The 16,904-nt window shown below is 59.2% G+C and carries 17 protein-coding genes; all 17 read right to left on the bottom strand.

Annotated elements, in window-relative coordinates; all coding sequences use genetic code 11:
- Positions 1-3 precede the first annotated feature (3 nt).
- Positions 4-363 (bottom strand): ribosome silencing factor, encoded by a 360-nt coding sequence (rsfS, locus tag B5F35_RS06630; protein ID WP_087239262.1) that lies wholly within the window; start codon positions 361-363, stop codon positions 4-6.
- A 20-nt stretch (positions 364-383) separates the two neighbouring features.
- Positions 384-974 (bottom strand): bis(5'-nucleosyl)-tetraphosphatase (symmetrical) YqeK, encoded by a 591-nt coding sequence (gene yqeK, locus B5F35_RS06625; protein ID WP_087239260.1) that lies wholly within the window; start codon positions 972-974, stop codon positions 384-386.
- Positions 975-1,004: 30 nt separating this feature from the next.
- Positions 1,005-1,607 carry a nicotinate-nucleotide adenylyltransferase gene (nadD, locus tag B5F35_RS06620; protein WP_242969423.1) on the bottom strand — a complete coding sequence of 201 codons (603 nt, stop codon included), beginning with the start codon at positions 1,605-1,607 and terminating at the stop codon, positions 1,005-1,007.
- A gap of 14 nt (positions 1,608-1,621) precedes the next feature.
- Entirely contained in the window at positions 1,622-1,933 is a 312-nt protein-coding gene (locus B5F35_RS06615; protein WP_087239256.1) for a YhbY family RNA-binding protein, read from the bottom strand.
- A 30-nt stretch (positions 1,934-1,963) separates the two neighbouring features.
- Positions 1,964-2,533, bottom strand: coding sequence for an RdgB/HAM1 family non-canonical purine NTP pyrophosphatase (gene rdgB, locus B5F35_RS06610; RefSeq protein ID WP_087239294.1), 570 nt, complete (start codon positions 2,531-2,533; stop codon positions 1,964-1,966).
- A 191-nt stretch (positions 2,534-2,724) separates the two neighbouring features.
- Positions 2,725-3,633, bottom strand: coding sequence for a signal recognition particle-docking protein FtsY (gene ftsY / locus B5F35_RS06605; RefSeq protein ID WP_087239254.1), 909 nt, complete (start codon positions 3,631-3,633; stop codon positions 2,725-2,727).
- 132 nt (positions 3,634-3,765) lie between these two features.
- Positions 3,766-7,344 carry a chromosome segregation protein SMC gene (gene smc, locus B5F35_RS06600; protein WP_087239252.1) on the bottom strand — a complete coding sequence of 1,193 codons (3,579 nt, stop codon included), beginning with the start codon at positions 7,342-7,344 and terminating at the stop codon, positions 3,766-3,768.
- A gap of 18 nt (positions 7,345-7,362) precedes the next feature.
- Positions 7,363-8,415, bottom strand: a complete 1,053-nt coding sequence (locus tag B5F35_RS06595; protein WP_087239251.1) for an elongator complex protein 3 — start codon at positions 8,413-8,415, stop codon at positions 7,363-7,365.
- Positions 8,415-9,125: a ribonuclease III gene (gene rnc / locus B5F35_RS06590; RefSeq protein WP_087239249.1), complete on the bottom strand. Its 711-nt coding sequence runs from the start codon at positions 9,123-9,125 to the stop codon at positions 8,415-8,417. Before rnc ends, B5F35_RS06595 begins: the two co-directional genes overlap by 1 nt.
- Positions 9,122-10,129 (bottom strand): phosphate acyltransferase PlsX, encoded by a 1,008-nt coding sequence (plsX, locus tag B5F35_RS06585; protein WP_087239247.1) that lies wholly within the window; start codon positions 10,127-10,129, stop codon positions 9,122-9,124. Before plsX ends, rnc begins: the two co-directional genes overlap by 4 nt.
- Before the next feature lie 24 nt (positions 10,130-10,153).
- Complete coding sequence (trmFO, locus tag B5F35_RS06580; RefSeq protein ID WP_087239245.1) at positions 10,154-11,473, bottom strand: methylenetetrahydrofolate--tRNA-(uracil(54)-C(5))-methyltransferase (FADH(2)-oxidizing) TrmFO; 1,320 nt, start codon at positions 11,471-11,473, stop codon at positions 10,154-10,156.
- Positions 11,470-13,572: a type I DNA topoisomerase gene (gene topA, locus B5F35_RS06575; protein WP_087239243.1), complete on the bottom strand. Its 2,103-nt coding sequence runs from the start codon at positions 13,570-13,572 to the stop codon at positions 11,470-11,472. The genes trmFO and topA overlap by 4 nt, the downstream gene beginning before the upstream one ends.
- 146 nt (positions 13,573-13,718) lie before the next feature.
- Positions 13,719-14,852 carry a DNA-processing protein DprA gene (dprA, locus tag B5F35_RS06570; protein ID WP_087239241.1) on the bottom strand — a complete coding sequence of 378 codons (1,134 nt, stop codon included), beginning with the start codon at positions 14,850-14,852 and terminating at the stop codon, positions 13,719-13,721.
- Positions 14,842-15,651: a TrmH family RNA methyltransferase gene (locus tag B5F35_RS06565; protein ID WP_087239240.1), complete on the bottom strand. Its 810-nt coding sequence runs from the start codon at positions 15,649-15,651 to the stop codon at positions 14,842-14,844. The genes dprA and B5F35_RS06565 overlap by 11 nt, the downstream gene beginning before the upstream one ends.
- Before the next feature lie 59 nt (positions 15,652-15,710).
- The gene (rplT, locus tag B5F35_RS06560; protein WP_087239238.1) at positions 15,711-16,064 is read right to left on the bottom strand and encodes a 50S ribosomal protein L20; all 354 of its coding nucleotides are present in this window, start codon (positions 16,062-16,064) and stop codon (positions 15,711-15,713) included.
- Positions 16,065-16,113: 49 nt separating this feature from the next.
- Entirely contained in the window at positions 16,114-16,320 is a 207-nt protein-coding gene (rpmI, locus tag B5F35_RS06555) for a 50S ribosomal protein L35 (RefSeq protein WP_087239236.1), read from the bottom strand.
- A 29-nt stretch (positions 16,321-16,349) separates the two neighbouring features.
- A complete protein-coding gene (gene infC, locus B5F35_RS06550) occupies positions 16,350-16,892 on the bottom strand; it encodes a translation initiation factor IF-3 (protein ID WP_087239292.1) in 543 nt (180 codons plus the stop codon).
- Positions 16,893-16,904: the final 12 nt, after the last annotated feature.

The raw sequence follows: 16,904 nt of genomic DNA, 5'->3' as shown, positions 1-16,904 counted from the left end.
GATTTACTCTGTGTCAAGGAATTCCTCTATGGCAACAGGCACGCCATCCTGCCACAGACGATCCAAGTCATAGAAGGCGCGCGCCTCCGGGGTAAAGACATGGATGATCACCGACTCGTAATCAAGCAGGATCCACGAGTTGGAACGGTATCCCTCCACACGTCCGGCAGGAACGCCCTTTTCCTTGAGCTGAAATTCCAGCTCGTCCGCCAGAGATTTGACATGTGTGGCGCTTGTACCGGTGGCCAGCACAAAGTAATCCCCCAGCGTGGAAATCTGCGAAATATCAATCAGACGGACATTGTCCGCTTTCTTTTTATCCAGAATCTGTACAGCGGCAATCGCCAGTTCTTTCGGCTGCATAACCTCTCTCCCCTGCATTGTTATTCTTTACCGGTTTTTCCGGCGGCCTCCCGCTCCAGCAGAAGGCTGTTGTAAAGGGTCAGGGTATCCGGATGGATCAGCTCACAATGAGACGCCAGCTCCGCGAGTGTGAAGGAGGTTCCTTCCCGCATCGCGTCCTCAAGATTTTTCTCCGCGAGACGGCGCAGCTTCTCCACTCCTTTATAATCCCTGTCCTCCGAGACAAAATCCGCCGTGAAAATGATTTTTTCCAGAAGCGTCATCCCGGCCTTTCCCGTCGTATGCCAACGCACCGCACCAAGGATTTCCGGGTCGGTTACGCCGCATTCGCGTTCCAGATAAACGGCGCCGAGCATCGCATGCCAAACCTTCCGGCTGCGGCGCTCAACATCCGTTAGTATTATACCAAACGACTCCATCATTTTCAATTGCTTCTCCGTGGGAAGCTCTTTCGTGATATCGTGAAGAAGCCCGGCCAGCTCTGCCTTCTCCGGATCCTCGCCGAAACGCTTTGCCAGACGCACAGCCTCCTTCGCCACACAGAGAGAATGATGGTACCGCTTATCCGCAAGCATCGGACGGATCAAATTTTTTGCCTCCTGTGCTGTCACGGAAAAGCCCCCTTTCGGATTTTTGAAATTTCAGGCACGCCGGTACAAACCGTGCTCTTTGATATACCGCTCCACCGGCGGCGGAACGAGACCCGCAAGACTCTCTCCTCTTGCGGCTTTTTCGCGCACCATTGTGGAGGAAACCGACAAAAAGGTGATGGGACAGATGTGCACCCGCGCGCCAAGCGTCTCGAGATATTCCTGATGCAGATACAGCTCGTCCCCTGGCTCCGCGCTGCGCGGCGCGGCACAGATATCCGCCATCTGCCAGATTTTCTCCGGCTCGCGCCAGTTTTGCAGTGTCAGGAACATATCCTCTCCCATCAGCAGAAAAAGTCTGGTATCCGGATACTGCTCTGTCAGGATACGCAGGGTATCCACCGTATAACTTTTCCCACCGCGCCGGATTTCTGTATCGTTGACACGGCAGAATGGATGATCCCGCACGGCCATGCGGCAAAGCTCAAAGCGATCTGCCGCCGGAGCCAAATCCTCTGCCTGTTTGTGAGGCGGCATGGCAGTCGGAACGAACAGGACCTGAGACAGCCCGAGCATTCGGGCAAACTCCTGTGCAATGTGCAGATGGCCGAAATGGATCGGATTGAAGGTACCGCCGAAAACACCCAGCCTCATCTTTGTCACAGCTCTCACACTCCCCGCGGCGCCCTCGGCAGCTGGTATTTGGATTCCTTCGCCTTCTGGCGGAACAAGACAAATTTCGACCCTATCACCTGGACAACCTCGGAAGAAGTCGCCTGCGCCAGCTCTTCCGCGGCCTCGCGCGGCGAAAGAGGGCTGGTTTCTGTCAGCACCTTGCCCTTGATCAGTTCGCGGGCTTCCAGAGCATCGTCAGCCTGCTTGGTCAGCTCCGGACTCATGCCGGATTTCCCTACCATCAGGATGGTGTCGAGATCCACGGCCAGAGAACGCAGATACGCACGTTGTTTGCTGGTAAGCATGGGATCACCTCTTTCTGTGTCAGTCCTTTGTTAGTCCTTTGGATTTCTTTCCCGCAGGCGTTCCGCCAAAAGGCGCAGCGCCTTGCCACGGTGGCTGACGGCATCCTTCTCCGAAGGTGTCAGCTCCGCATATGTCTTTTTTCCCACCAGGAAAACGGGATCATAACCAAATCCATCCGTCCCGCGCGGCGCATGAGCCACGCGGCCCTCGCACACGCCTGTCACCGTGATGGTTTCCCCGTCCGGGAAGGCACAGCAGACGGCGCTGACAAAGCGCGCTGTCCGTTCCTCGTCCGGCACGTCGCGCAGCTCGTCCAGCAGCTTGCGGTTGCGGTCCTCGTCGGTCGCGTCCGGCCCGGCATAGCGGGCGGAGTAAACGCCCGGCGCACCATTCAGAGCATCGACAGCAATTCCGGAATCGTCCGCCACACTGGGAAGCCCGGTCGCCTGACAGGCCGACCGCGCTTTCAGCTCCGCGTTCTCCTCAAAGGTTTTTCCTGTTTCCTCCACCTCCGGCAGATCGGCGGTGGCTACCTCGATCCCAAGCGGCGCAAGAATGCGCTGCAATTCCGTCACCTTGTGGCGGTTATGGGTCGCCATGATAAATTTTTCCAAAAAGCTCTCTCCTTTAGGGGTTGTTTGAAAATAGAGAAAATGCCGGATTTTTTCCCAGAGCGAGGGGATTTCCAGGAAAAAAGCACAGGAATCCTTTTCGGATTCCGAGCATTTTTGACGCAGAAAGCAGCCGCTGTTGGGGAAAAAGACGGTGATTATGATTTTTCAACCCCCCCTTAGTGCTCAAACAGTGCCTTCGCAAACTCGTCCGCGTCAAACGGCTGCAAATCGTCGAGCTGCTCGCCCACGCCGATAAACTTCACCGGGATCTTCAAATCCTCCCGAATGGCGATGACAACGCCGCCTTTCGGCGTGCCGTCCAGCTTGGTCAGGACAATGCCCGTGATGTGGGCTGCATTCTGGAACTCGCGCGCTTGATTGACAGCATTTTGGCCCGTGGCCGCGTCGAGCACCAGCAGCACTTCCTTTGCCGCGCCCGGCAGCTCACGGTCAATGATCCGGTTGATCTTTTCCAGCTCAGCCATCAGATTTTTCTTGTTATGCAGACGGCCCGCCGTATCGCAGATCACCACATCCGCACCGCGCGCCTTTGCCGCCGAGATCGCGTCAAAAACCACGCTGGCCGGATCGCTGCCTTCTCCCTGCCGGATCAAATCGCACCCGCTGCGCTCCGCCCAAACCTCCAGCTGCTCAATCGCCGCCGCACGGAAGGTATCGGCCGCAGCCAGAATCACACGCTTGCCCTCACCCTTCAGGCGATAAGCCAGCTTGCCGATGGTCGTTGTTTTTCCCACGCCGTTGACGCCGATCACAAGCACCACCGAGGGCTTCGTGGAAACGTCCAGCGCTTCGCCGCCGCGCATCATATCGGCGGTAATTTCCTGAATCAAGCCATAAATTTCTTCCGGATCGCTGATCTTGCGCTCCTTGACCTGACGGCGGCATTCCTCACAAATGCGCTCCGCCGTCGGCACACCGACATCCCCGAGCACCAGCAGCTCTTCCAGCTCTTCAAACAGCTCGTCGTCAATCTTCTGGAAGGAATGCAGCATTTTTTCGATGGAGGTGCTGACGTTTTCTCTTGTCTTTTTCAGCCCTTCCTTAATCTTTGCAAAAAGTCCCATAAAAGCCTCCCCTGTCGGAAGAATCGCGCTGTACCAAAACGGACGGCACAGCTTTGTTTTTATTGTACAGCCGAACCGCCGCTCCGTCAAGGCTGGTTTCCGGCTTTGCACACGCCGCAGACGGCGCGTGCATCACGCATTTTTCTGAGCCAGCAGATGCTGCTCAATCTCCGCGGCGGACATTTTCAAAAGCTTGGACACGCCCTCATCCTGCATGGTCACACCGTACAAAATATCGGCCTCCTCCATGGTGCCGCGTCGGTGCGTGATAGCGATGAACTGCGTGCGCCGGTTCATGCGCCGCAGATAGGCGGCAAAGCGCGTTACATTGACGTCGTCAAGCGCGGCTTCGATCTCGTCCAGCACACAGAACGGAGGCGGATTGACCTTCATGATGGCAAAATAGAGCGCAATGGCCACCAGCGCCTTTTCCCCGCCCGACAAGCTTTCCAGATTGTTGACAATCTTGCCCGGCGGCTGCACGGCAATGTCAATGCCGCACCCCAGCACGTCTTCAGGATCGCTCAGGGACAGCTCCGCCGTTCCTCCGCCGAACAGCTCGCGGAACACCTCCGTAAAATGGCGCGAAATCTCAGCAAAACGCTCCAAAAACAGATCCTTCATCTGCTTGGTCAGTTCTGTGATCAGGCGGCGCAGGCTGTCGCGGCTCTGCTCCACGTCCGCCATCTGAGAGGTCAAAAACGTATAGCGCTCGCTGACTTCCTTATATTCCTCAATGGCCGCCACATTGACGGCTCCGAGATTCTTGATCCCCGTCTTGATTTCATTCAGACGGCGGCGTGACTGCTGGGGATCCTCCGGTTTATGGTATGCTTCCTCCGCTTCACGGCGTGTGAGCTCATATTCCTCCCACAAACGGGCGGTAATCTCATCGTATTCCTTTTGCAGGTTCCCCCGGCGCTCCTCAAGACGGGCCACTTCATGGCCTATCGTCTCCCGCTCGGCCGATTTTTCCCGCTCCCGGATCCGCAGCTCAGTGGTCTGCTGTTCCAGCTCCATGCGCTTCCGGTTTACGTTTTCCACACCTGCCGCAGCCTGCTTCGCTTCCGTGCGGAGCTGCTCCGCTTCCACTCGGGCCGCATCCATCCGCTCCCGGATCCCAGCCAGGGAATCCTCCACGGACTGCCGCTCCTGGCGGAGGCTTTCCACACGGTCCTCATGACCGGCGCGGCGGCGCTCCAGCTCCTCAATAACCGCTTCGAGAGCGGACACGTCCTTGCGCATTTCAAGCAAGCGGAGACGGTGCTCCTGCAAGCGGGCTGTCAGCTCATCGGAGCGGCTGGTCGCCTCGTCACGGCTGGCGCGAATGGCGTTGAGCTGCTCCTGCAGCGCGGCGATCTGTTCCGCGGCCCGCGCGGCCCGCTCTTCCGCCTCCTGACGGACACGTTCGAGCTCCTCCAGACGGCGGGCGGATTCCTCATCCTCCCTGCGAAGGGCTTCTTCATCACGTGCCAGCGCTTCCAGCGAAGCGGCAGCGCTCTTCTCCGCCGTCTCAAAGCGGACGGCGTCCTCCTGCGCAGTGGCGAGCTCCGCACGGCTGGCGGTCAGTTCCGCTTCCTCGTGGGAGGCCTCCTCCTGAAGCGCTTTCCACTGTGCCTGCGCCTGTTCCATTTGGGCCGCCAACTCCGCCGCCTCGGCGCGGAACCGTTCAATCTCCGCTTTTCGGCTGATCAGACCGGAATTGCGCGCCAGCGAACCGCCGGTCAGCGAACCGCCCGCGTTGACAACCTGGCCGTCGAGCGTGACGACACGAAAGCGGTAGGAATAGCGCTTGGCAATAGCAACGGCACTGTCGAGATCCTCCGCGATTGCAATCCGCCCGAGCAGGGAATGCAGGATCCCCTCATACTCCGGCTTGCAGCCGCACAGCGTCCCGGCGATGCCGACAAAGCCGGCGCAATCCTCCAGCCCCTGCTCCCGCAGCAGCGAACCGCGGATCGTTGAGATGGGAAGGAAGGTGGCGCGGCCCGCGTCGCGCTGCTTGAGCAGACCGATGGCAAGCTTCGCGTCGCGCTCCGTGCTGACCACGATATTCTGCATGGCCGCGCCGAGGGCCGTCTCAATCGCCACGGCGTAGCGCGGGGGTACCTCAAGCAAACGTGACACCGGGCCATGGATACCTCCCAGTGTGCCGCGCTTTGTCTCGCGCATCACCGTTTTGACACTCTGGGAAAAACCCTCCATGTTCCGTTCCAGATCCTCCAGCAGGCGGGCGCGGCGTTCGCGCTCCTGTGTGTCGAGGTGCAGCGCTTCGCTCTGCTTGCGGGCTTCCTCCGCTTTTTTGCGGCGGCTGTCCAGACGGATCTCACGGCCCCGCACCGCGTTTTTCAGCGCGTCAATCCGCTCGCGCGTCTCCGCGAGCATCCGGGCATAATCCTCCTGCTCAGCCTCCAGCGCGGCGCGGCGCTCCTGCTTTTCCCGGCTGCTGGCCTCGGCGGATTCCCGGCGCAGGCGAAGTTCCTCCACGGAGGAGGACGCCGTCCCCGCCGCGACGCGCGCTTCGGTGGATTCCGTGGTATGGTCCGCAATGGCACGGGACAGATCGGCAATCCGTCCGCTGACCTCGTCCATGCCGCGGCGCAGCTCATCCAGAGCGGCAACACATGTGCGCTCCTCCTCCTGCACCTGCTCGGCCTGTTGGTTCTTTTCCTCGATCTGCGCCCGCTTTTCCGCGATTTCCGCGTCGGTTCCGCGGCCGGACTCCGCCGCTTCCTGCATCTCGCGCTCCAAACGGGCCATATTCTCGTTGGCGTGCAGGATATCGTTTTCCATAACGGAGATTTCCCCGTCCTTGCGCGCCGCCGCTTCTTCCAAAGACGAACCCTTCTGGCGCAGCTCGTCGGCCTTTGCCGTGCAGGCCGTGCTCTCGCGGAACACCTGATCGATCTCCGCGTCAATCGCCTCGATGGCCTTTTCCGCGTCCTCATACTGGCTGCGGGCGACCAGCAGTTTATCCTCGTGCTCGCGCAGAATCCGGCCGGATCGCTCCAGCGTATCGAGCCACAGGCCGATTTCCAGCGTGCGTTTTTCCTCGGACAGCGCAAGGAATTTCTGTGCCTTTTCCGACTGCTCCTTCAAAGGTCCTACGCGCTCCTCCAATTCGGAAACGATGTCATGCAAACGCAGAAGATTGTCTTCCGCACGCGCCAGACGATTCTCCGATTCTTCTTTACGGTAACGGAACCGGGCGATTCCGGCAGCTTCTTCAAAAATTTCGCGCCGGTCCTCGCTTCGGGCAGCCACCACGCTGTCGATTTTGCCCTGCCCTATCATGGAGTAGCCGTCACGGCCAAGCCCCGTATCAAGGAACAGCTCCATAATATCGCGCAGACGGACGGCAGCTTTGTTCAGCTGGTATTCGCTTTCGCCGGATCGGTAGTAGCGGCGGGTGATCGCTACCTCATCGCTGTCGAAATTGAGCCCCCGGTCGCTGTTGTCGATGGTGAGGGTCACTTCCGCAAAACCCTGTGCCTTGCGGTGCGGCGTCCCGTTGAAGATCAGTCCCTCCATGCGGGCACAGCGAAGCGTCCTGGCGGACTGCTCCCCCAGGACCCAGCGGATCGCATCCGAAATATTGCTTTTTCCACTGCCGTTTGGACCGACAACCGCCGTCACACCGCTGTCAAAGGACAGGGTTGTCCGGTCGGGAAAGGTTTTGAAGCCCTGCAATTCCAGAGATTTTAAACGCAAGCAGCCATGCCCTCCTTCTTAAACCATCTCACTCTCGCCGCCGTCCGGCGCAACCAACCGGCATGGTTTTCCTTCTTGGGAACAGACGGCAAAAAAGCCGCGCGGAATCTCCTCCCGCGCCGCAAACGAAACCGGATAGCCCATCCGGTGCAATGCATCAGCATTGGCCCGTTTCTGGCCGACAGCCGCAGACAGGTCGCGGGGAGAAACGAGAATCTGATACGCCTGCCGCGCTGGATCGCCCGCCAGCGCCTTTTCCATCCTGCGCAGAAACAACCGGCTGCGGCACAGCTCACAAAAGGCCGGATGCCACGGCCCGGCCAGCCTGTCCCGTTCCAGCTTCGGCGAGCTGTGCAGCCCCAGCCGAATCACGCGGATCCCTCGCTGTTCAAAAAAATCAAGCAGATCGGCACAGAGCTCCACCGCGCTGTCCAATTCCATCGGCTGATAGGAACCATCCTCATACCAGCGCGCCATTGCCGTGCCGGGCAGGACAATCGCCGGGTAAATCCGCATCGTATCGGGGGACATGGCAGCCAGGCGGCGCGCCGTCTCTCGCGCCCCGTCCGGCGTGTCGCCCGGAAGCCCGGTCATCATTTGAAGCCCAAGGGAAAGCCCCGCTTCCCGGATCCGCCGGGAAGCGGTCTCCACATCCGCCGCGGTATGGCCGCGCCCATTTTTGCGCAGCACTGCGTCATCCATACTCTGCGCGCCCAGCTCCACCGCCTTCACGCCGCAATCCTTCAAGAGCGAAAGGATCTCCGCGTCAACACAGTCGGGCCGCGTCGAACAGCGAATCCCGGAAAACACACCCGCGCGCAGGTATGGCTGCACCGCGCCGAGAAGAGAAAGCATCCTCTCGCGGCCGATCGCCGTAAAGCTGCCCCCGAAGAAGGCAAATTCTGTCGGTACACCGGGCGGAAGCGTCTGTGCTGCGCGCTCCGCCGCCGCCCTCACGTCGTCCGGCCCAAGCTGTGCGGCGCTGCCTGTGATGGTATTCTGGTTGCAGAAGCTGCACCGGTGCGGACAGCCGTTGTGCGGCACAAACACCGCCGCGTTTGCGTGGCGCATCAGTAGCCCATCAGCTCAAGGGCTTCGCGCGCGGCCTGCTGCTCCGCTTCCTTCTTGCTGCGCCCGCCGCCCTTGCCGATCACATTGGAGTTCAGATGCACCTCGACGGAAAAATGCTTGTCATGATCCGGCCCGCTCTCCCCAGTCAGGACGTATTCCAGCGATTCCTCCGGGTTTTTCTGAATGATTTCCTGGAGCATTGTCTTATAATCCTTGAATGGTTTCGGACGTGCCGTCTGAATCATCGGTTTGACAAAGCGCAGAATGAATGTGCGGGCCTCCTCCATGCCGCCGTCCAGATAAATCGCGGCAATGATGGCTTCAAAGGCATCCGCCAGAATGGAGGGGCGGGCATTGCCGCCCGAATTCTGCTCGCCATGGCTCAGAAGCAGATATTTCCCCACTTCCAACTGACGGGAAAAACCGCAGCATGCCTTCTCGCAGACAAGTGCGGCGCGCGTCTTGGTCAAATCACCCTCCGGCAGATGCGGGCAGTTGCGGAACAGGTAATCCGCCACCACATAGCCAAGCACGGAATCTCCCAAAAATTCCAGACGCTCATTGCTGCCGGAGGATTTCTTGCTCTCGTTCGCGTAGGAGGAATGTGTCAGAGCGTTTTTCAGCAGACCAATGTCGTGAAAGGTATATCCAATGTTCTTCTCCAGCCCCTTCCAGTCCGGAGCGGGAGCCGTCTGTCTGGCTCGGCTCATCCTTCCTCCGCCCCCTTCAGCGCCTGGATGGAATCGGCAATCTCCTGCACCACGTTTCCGGCCACATACGCCTTCGTCAGCCGCAGAGCGCTCTTGATTGTTTTGGCTGTCGAGCTGCCATGCGCTTTAAAGACCGGTTTGGCCGCGCCCATGATCGGCGCTCCGCCGTACTCATTGTAATCCATTTCCTTTTTCAGGCCCTTTACGTCGTTGAGGATCAGGGAAGCCGCAATCTTGTTTTTCAGGCTCTTCTGGAAAATTCCCTTGAATTTGCGCATCATGACCATCGCGACACCCTCGTACAGCTTGAGGATACAGTTCCCGGTAAAGCCATCGGCCACCACGACGTCGGCGGCGTCATCCGGGATATCGCGGGCCTCAATGTTGCCGATGAAGTTGATCGGAGCATTCTTGAGCAATGCAAACGCCTGATGCTGCAATTCGCCGCCCTTGTGGTCCTCCACGCCGACGTTGGCCAGGCCGACGCGCGGACTCTCCACGCCCATGACCTTTTCCACATAGATCGAAGCCATCACGCCGAACTGGCACAGCATCTCCGGCTTGCATTCCACATTCGCGCCGCTGTCGATCAGCATGAAAAAGCCCTTGTTCTTTGGCATGACGGGGGCAAACGCCACACGCTTGACACCCTTGATGCGCTTGACAATCATCGTCGCACCCACGACGAGCGCGCCGGAATTGCCGGCGGAAAGGAACGCATCCCCCGCGCCCTCCGCAAGCTTTTTCAGGCCGACCGCCATGGAGGAATTGCTCTTCGATTTCAGAATATCCCCGGCGGCGTCCTCCATCGTGATGACATCGGGAGCATCCGCGATCTCGATGCGATCAAGCGGGATCTGATTTGCCTGCGCCACACGGCGAATCTCCTTCTCGTCGCCTGTGAGCATAATATCCAGATCCAGCTCCTTGACCGCCTCAGCGCAGCCCTTGATGATTTCGAGAGGGGCGTTATCCCCGCCAAACGCATCCACAATGATTTTCATACCTGTGTCCCTGCCTTCCTTTGCTCACGGCTGGAAGCCGTGTTCCTGCAAATATTCCGTCAGCGCGCGAAGGCCTCGCTCCGCAAAGGCGGCGTAGCGGTCGCGCTTATCTTTGATTTTCATGCCGAGCGGCGGCACGATGCCGAAATTCGCCCCCATGGGCTGGAACTCTCCTTCGCCGCCCTCGGCCATATACCGGCTCAGCGCGCCGATCATCGTCTCGCGCGGGAGCACCCAGGTTTCCTCCCCGCGCAGGCGGCGCACCGCATTTTGACCCGCCATCAGCCCGGCGGCTGCGGATTCCATGTATCCCTCCACACCGGTGATCTGTCCGGCAAAAAAGAGGGAGGGCCGCTCCCGCATGCTGAAATCAGCGTGCAGCAGCGCCGGAGAATTGAGGAAGGTGTTCCGGTGCATCACGCCGTACCGTGTGAACTCCGCGTTGGCAAGGCCCGGAATCATCCCAAACACCCTTCGCTGCTCCCCGAATTTGAGGTTGGTCTGAAAGCCGACAAGATTATACAGCGTCCCCTCCCGGTCCTCGCGCCGCAGCTGCACCACCGCCCACGGGCGGCGTCCTGTGGCGGGATCGCGCAGGCCGACAGGCTTCATCGGCCCGTAGCGCATCGCGTCCATTCCGCGCTGTGCCAGCACCTCGATCGGCATACAGCCCTCGTACACCTTGGGATCACGCACGTCGAAATCATGCACCGGGGCGCGCTCCGCTTCCACCAGCGCCTCGCGGAAGGCTTCATAGGCCGGCTTGTCCATCGGGCAGTTGAGATATGCGTCGTCCCCGCCCTTATCATACCGGGACGCACGGAAAATCCGGCTCATGTCTAGGCTGTCCGCCGTCACGATGGGCGCGGCAGCGTCAAAAAAGCTCAGCCCGCCGCCGCACAGCGCCTGGATTTGCTCCGCGAGCGCGTCGGAGGTCAGCGGGCCTGACGCCACGATGGCAATCCCCTCACGGGGCAGCTCCCGGATCTCCTCGCCCTCATGGACATGGATTCGCGGATGCTCCCGGATGCGCTTCGTGACAAGGGTGGAAAACTCCTCCCGGTCCACGGCAAGCGCCCCGCCCGCTGGGACGGCACACGAAGCCGCGCACTCCGTCAGAAGCGAGCCGAGACGGCGCATCTCCTCCTTGAGCAGTCCGGCGGCGCTCTCGATCCGCGCCGCTTTCAGCGAATTCGAGCAGATCAGCTCGGCAAACAACGGGCTTTTGTGCGCGGGGGAATACCGGGCGGGCTTCATCTCGAACAGCTCCACCTCTTCCCCGGCCTGCGCGATCTGCCACGCCGCTTCACAGCCGGCCAGGCCGGCTCCTATCACCTGAATCATTCCTCGTTATCCTCTGTCTTTTCATAGCCGCAGTCCGGCGTGATGCAGTAATATTTCGGTTTCTTGCCCTTCTTTTTCAACAGTGTCTTGCCGCAGCGCGGACACTTCTGCTGGGTCGGTTCATCCCAGGAAACGAAGTCGCAGTTCGGATAATTGCTGCACCCATAGAACACACGGCCCTTTTTCGATTTCTTGACTACGACCTTCCCGCCGCACTTCGGGCAGTCCGCGCCGTTTTCCTGCACGAGCTTTTTCACATTCTTACACTCGGGGTAACCCGGGCAGGCGATGAAGCGGCCGAAACGGCCCGTCTTGATCACCATGCGGCGGCCGCACTTCTCGCAGATGATGTCCGTCTCGTCCTCCTTGAGCTGGATCTTGACGCCCTTCATCTCTTCCTTAGCCTGCTTGAGCGTCTTGTCAAAGTCGCCGTAGAAGCGGTCGAGCGTCTCCACCCAATCGGTTTCCCCGCTCTGCACCTTGTCCAGATCGCTTTCCACCTGAGCGGTGAACTTAACGTTGACAATCTTCGGGAAGCGTTCGCGCATCAGCTTCGTCGTCACCTCGCCGAGCTCTGTCGGCTTGAGAGCCTTTCCCTCACGGACGACATAATTACGCCCGGTGATGGTGGAGATCGTTGCGGCATATGTCGACGGACGGCCAATCCCGTTTTCCTCGAGCGCCTTGATCAGCGTGGCTTCCGTGAAACGGGCGGGCGGCTGGGTGAAGTGCTGGTTGCCGGCAATTTCCTTGCAGCGCAGCTTCATGCCGTTCTCAAGCGGCGGCAGGCTGCCCTCGTCCGCCGTCTCCTCGTCCTTGCCCTCCTCGTAGAGCACGGTGAAGCCGTCGAACGTTACGGTATAGCCGGACGCCTTGAAGAGGTACTCCGTTCCGGACGCGCCGGGAGCCGTGATATCGGCCTGCGTGGTGCTTTGCAGGCAGTTCGCCATCTGGCACGCGACAAAGCGCTCCCAGATCAGCTTATACAGCTTATACTGGTCATTGGAAAGGCTATCCTTGACTTTGTCGGGAGACAGGTCGATCGTCGTGGGACGGATCGCCTCATGACCGTCCTGCGCGTTGGCGCGCGTTTTGAAATGGCGCGGCGCATCGGGGAGATATTTCTTGCCCCAGCGCCCCTCAATATAAGCCGTCACCTCATTGATGGCGTCCTCAGAAATGCGCAGGGAGTCCGTTCTCATGTAGGTAATCAAGCCCACCGCGCCGAGCTCTCCAATTTCCACGCCTTCATACAGCTCCTGCGCGGCCTTCATGGTGCGCTTGGCCTGGAAGCCGAGACGGCGGGAAGCCTCCTGCTGCAGCGTGGAGGTAATAAAGGGCGGCGCGGGAGATTTGCGGCGGGTACCCTTTTTCACCTTGGCGATCTGATAGGCAGCATCCTTCAAATCGTCGAGGATGCGGTTCGCCTCGTCACCGCTGGTAATTTTCATTTTTTCCTGCGTCGTGCCGTAGAAGGCGGCGGGAAACGCCTTGCGCGAGCCCTGCGGGATCATTTTGGCGTCAATCGTCCAGTACTCTTCGGGCTGGAACGCGCGGATCTCTTCCTCTCGGTCAACGATCAGACGCACAGCGACAGACTGGACACGCCCCGCCGACAAGCCACGGCGGATTTTCTGCGAGAGGAAGGGGCTGAGCTTATAGCCCACGAGACGGTCGAGAATGCGGCGGGCCTGCTGAGCGTTGACCAGATTCTGATCGATGCTGCGGGGATGCTCCATTCCGGCGGTGACGCCCGTTTTCGTGATTTCGTTGAAGGTGACGCGGTTTTTGTCGTTGGTATCCAGACCAAGAATATAAGCCAGATGCCAGGAGATCGCCTCTCCCTCGCGGTCCGGGTCGGTGGCCAGCAGCACGCCGCTGCTCTTTTCCGCTTTTTCCTTGAGCTCCTCCACCAGTTTTTCCTTGCCCTTAATGATTTCATACTTGGGTGCAAATTTCTTCTTGATATCTACACTCAGCCTGGACTCCGGCAAATCGCGGATATGGCCCATGGTTGCGACCACATCATAATCCGTTCCCAGATATTTTTTTATCGTTTTCACCTTGGTAGGCGACTCCACAATAACAAGCTTCGGCATAAGAAAACACCTCATCTTCTGTTCTGATTGATGGGACACCTTGGTGCCCGGCAGACGGCTTCCCTGTCTGCTTGGATAGTCCTGCCCTGTTAAAATCCGCCGTGAAGCGTCCAGCGAATTTTAACAGGGCACGGCCAGAACCGTGCCTACCGGCTATACCGGCGCCCGGAAAAGGAATGCACCCGCCCGCAAAGCTCCAGCTCTGTCACGGCGGCCAGTGCGTGATTGACGGAAAGTCCCGCATCCCAGGCCAGCTCCGTGATGTGACGCGGATTGGCCCGGAGTGCCTGATACAGCTTTTCCGCGTTGGGAGAAAGCGCTTCCGGCGTTTTCGAAAATTCCGGCTCCGCCTGCTCTGTGGGAACCTCCGGCATACTCTGCCGGTTCTCCTTCTCCGTTTCCTCCCAATAACGTCCCGGATACTCCTCCAGAATATCCTGCGCGGACATCACCGGTTTCGCGCCCTCGCGGATCAATTCATTGGCACCCCGCGCAGCCTCGTTGACCATCGCTCCCGGCACGGCAAAGACGTCCCGTCCCTGCTCGATCGCCGCGCTCACAGTGATCAGGGCGCCGCTCTTTTTGGCGGCTTCCACCACAACCGTTCCCGCACACAGACCCGAAATCAGGCGGTTGCGAATCGGAAAGGAGTGCACAGACGAGGGAGTGTTCGGCGGATACTCGGAAATCAGCGCACCGTTCTGAGAAATAGTTTCCCGCAGCGGCGCATTTTTCATCAGATAATTGTAATCAATTCCGCAGCCCAATATGCACAGGGTTTTTCCTCCTGCGCGCAAAGCGCCCCGATGGCAGGCGCTGTCAATCCCCAAAGCGCCGCCGCTTACCACCACAACGCCCGCCTTTGCCAGGGAATACGACAGCCTATCGGCCGCCGCCAACCCATCCGGCGTGGCTCGCCGTGTCCCCACCATGGCGATACACAGTGCATCAGCGGGAGGCAGCGTTCCTTTGTAGTAGAGCACACAGGGCGGCGAGGGAATCTCGCGCAGGAGTATGGGAAATTCCGGCTGGTCAGGGCAAATCACCGACTGCCCAAGAGACTGTGCGAATCGAAGCTGAGCGTCTGCCTGCTCCAGCGTCCCCTCGGCCATACGCTTTCTCTCGACCGGCGTAAAAATCCCGGCCTGTTTCCAGCTTTCCGGCCCGCTTTCATAACAGTTTTGCACACTTCCGTAATGGGCCAGAAGCTTGCGCGGCTTCGTGCTTCCCGGACCAAGGGCATGCTGAAGCCAAAGCCAGTACAGGCGGCTATCTTCCACAGCGCGCGCCTCCCTCCCGCATCATTTCCCACATGAGAATCGCGGCGGAAGAAGCCGCGTTAAGACTTTCCGCGCGTCCCAGCATGGGGATTGTCACACGGGTGCCGCATGCTGCGATGGTTTCCGAAGAAAGTCCATTTCCCTCATTTCCCACCGCCATCACACAGGGACGGGAAAAATCCGCGCGCGTCACCGGCACAGCGTCCGCGTCCGGCACGGCAGCACAGGAGGAAAACCCTCGGGCAGAGAGCTTAGGGAGCGTCTCAGGAAGGCTTTCACAGAAAAAAACGGGCAGACGGAACACAGCTCCCATGCTGGCGCGCAGTACCTTCGGAGCGTATACGTCGCAGCATTCTCCCGCAAGAAGAACACTGCCGATCCCCAGCGCTTCGGCGGTACGCAGGGCCGCGCCGAGGTTTCCGGGATCCTGCACCGTTTCCAGCGCCAGACAGTGCGCCGGGGGAAGCTCCTGCATCTCCTGCCGCGTCCTTTTTTCGCACACACAGAACACGCCCTGGTTTGCGTCCGTGCACGCCAGAAGCGACGCCACCGGCTCCACGATCGCAAACGACCGCTCCGCCGCCCGCAGGATAGGCTCAAGATACGCAGCATATTTTTCCGCCGCACGGTCTGTAAAGTACGCTTCACGGATCCGCACACCGCTGATTGCCGCGTCCGCGCACAGGCGCGCCCCTTCCGCGAGGAAAAGGCCGCTCTCCCGGCGCAGGGACGCGCTCTGCCCCAGCTTTGCCGCAAACCGGACTGTTTCGTTTTTTCTGCTGGTGATGCGCTCCGCCAAGGCATTTCCCTCCCTGAAAAACAATGCGCCCGGGAAGTTCCGGGCGCATTGACAGCTTTTTATAAAGCGGCTTTCGCCTTCTCCACAAGAGCCGTGAACGCGGCCTCGTCAGCCACGGCGATCTCGGCGAGCATCTTGCGGTTGAGAGCAATATTCGCCTTCTTCAGGCCGTTCATGAACACGGAATAGCTCACACCGTTCATGCGGCAGGCGGCGGAAATACGGGTGATCCAGAGACGGCGGAAATCACGCTTTCTTGCCTTACGGCCGATGAACGCGTAGTTGCCAGACTTCATCACGGCCTGTTTGGCCATCTTAAAGTGCTTGCTCTTTGCGCCCCAGTAGCCCTTGGCCAGCTTCAGAGTCTTCTTTCTTCTTTTGCGAGTCATCATCGCGCCCTTAATACGAGCCATTTATCATTACCTCCAACTATTCGTGGTTCTTATATTTTGATTAACCGGCTTACTGCTGATAGGGCAGCAGTCTCTTTACCTGCGCCACATTCGTCTTGTCGGCGACAGTGGTGCCTCTCAGGGCTCTCTTGGTCTTGCGGGTCTTGCCGTGACCGTTGAGCAGGTGAGATTTGTTCGCATGAGCGCGAATGACCTTTCCATTCTTAGAAAGCTTGAAGCGCTTCTTGGCGCCGGAATGAGTCTTAAGCTTAGGCATAATTTTGCCCCTCCTTGATTTTATAGAAATTATGATTTGGCGGGTTTGGCTGCCAGGAACATCAGCATATTGCGCCCTTCGAGCTTCGCGGGCTTTTCGACGTTCGCCACTTCCTCAAGAGCGGCGGCAAAACGCTTCATCACTTCGTAGCCCTGCTCCGGATGGCCCATTTCGCGGCCGCGGAAGCGGATGGACACCTTGACCTTATTCCCTTCCTTGAGGAACCGCATTGCGTGACCGGCCTTCGTCTCAAAATCGTGTGTGTCGATATTCAGAGACAGCCGGACCTCCTTGATATCCACCACGCGCTGGTTCTTTCTCGCTTCCTTTTCGCGCTTGGCCTGTTCAAAACGGAACTTGCCGTAGTCGATGATTTTACACACCGGCGGCGTGGCCTGCGGCGCAATCTTCACCAGATCAAGGTTCTGTGCAAAGGCCATCTCCAGCGCTTTCTGGGAGGACATGACCCCCATCTGTGCGCCGTCCGGGCCGATAACACGAACTTCCCTGTCGCGGATCTCTTCGTTGATCTGCAGTTCCTTGCTGCTAATGGTTAAGCACCTCCAAAACACGTTTTCCTTGAT

The organism is Anaeromassilibacillus sp. An200 (genome assembly GCF_002160025.1).
Classification (GTDB): domain Bacteria; phylum Bacillota; class Clostridia; order Oscillospirales; family Acutalibacteraceae; genus Caccousia; species Caccousia stercoris.
The sequence above is the reverse complement of the archived record's forward strand: the minus strand, read 5'-3'. Positions and strand labels throughout refer to the sequence as shown.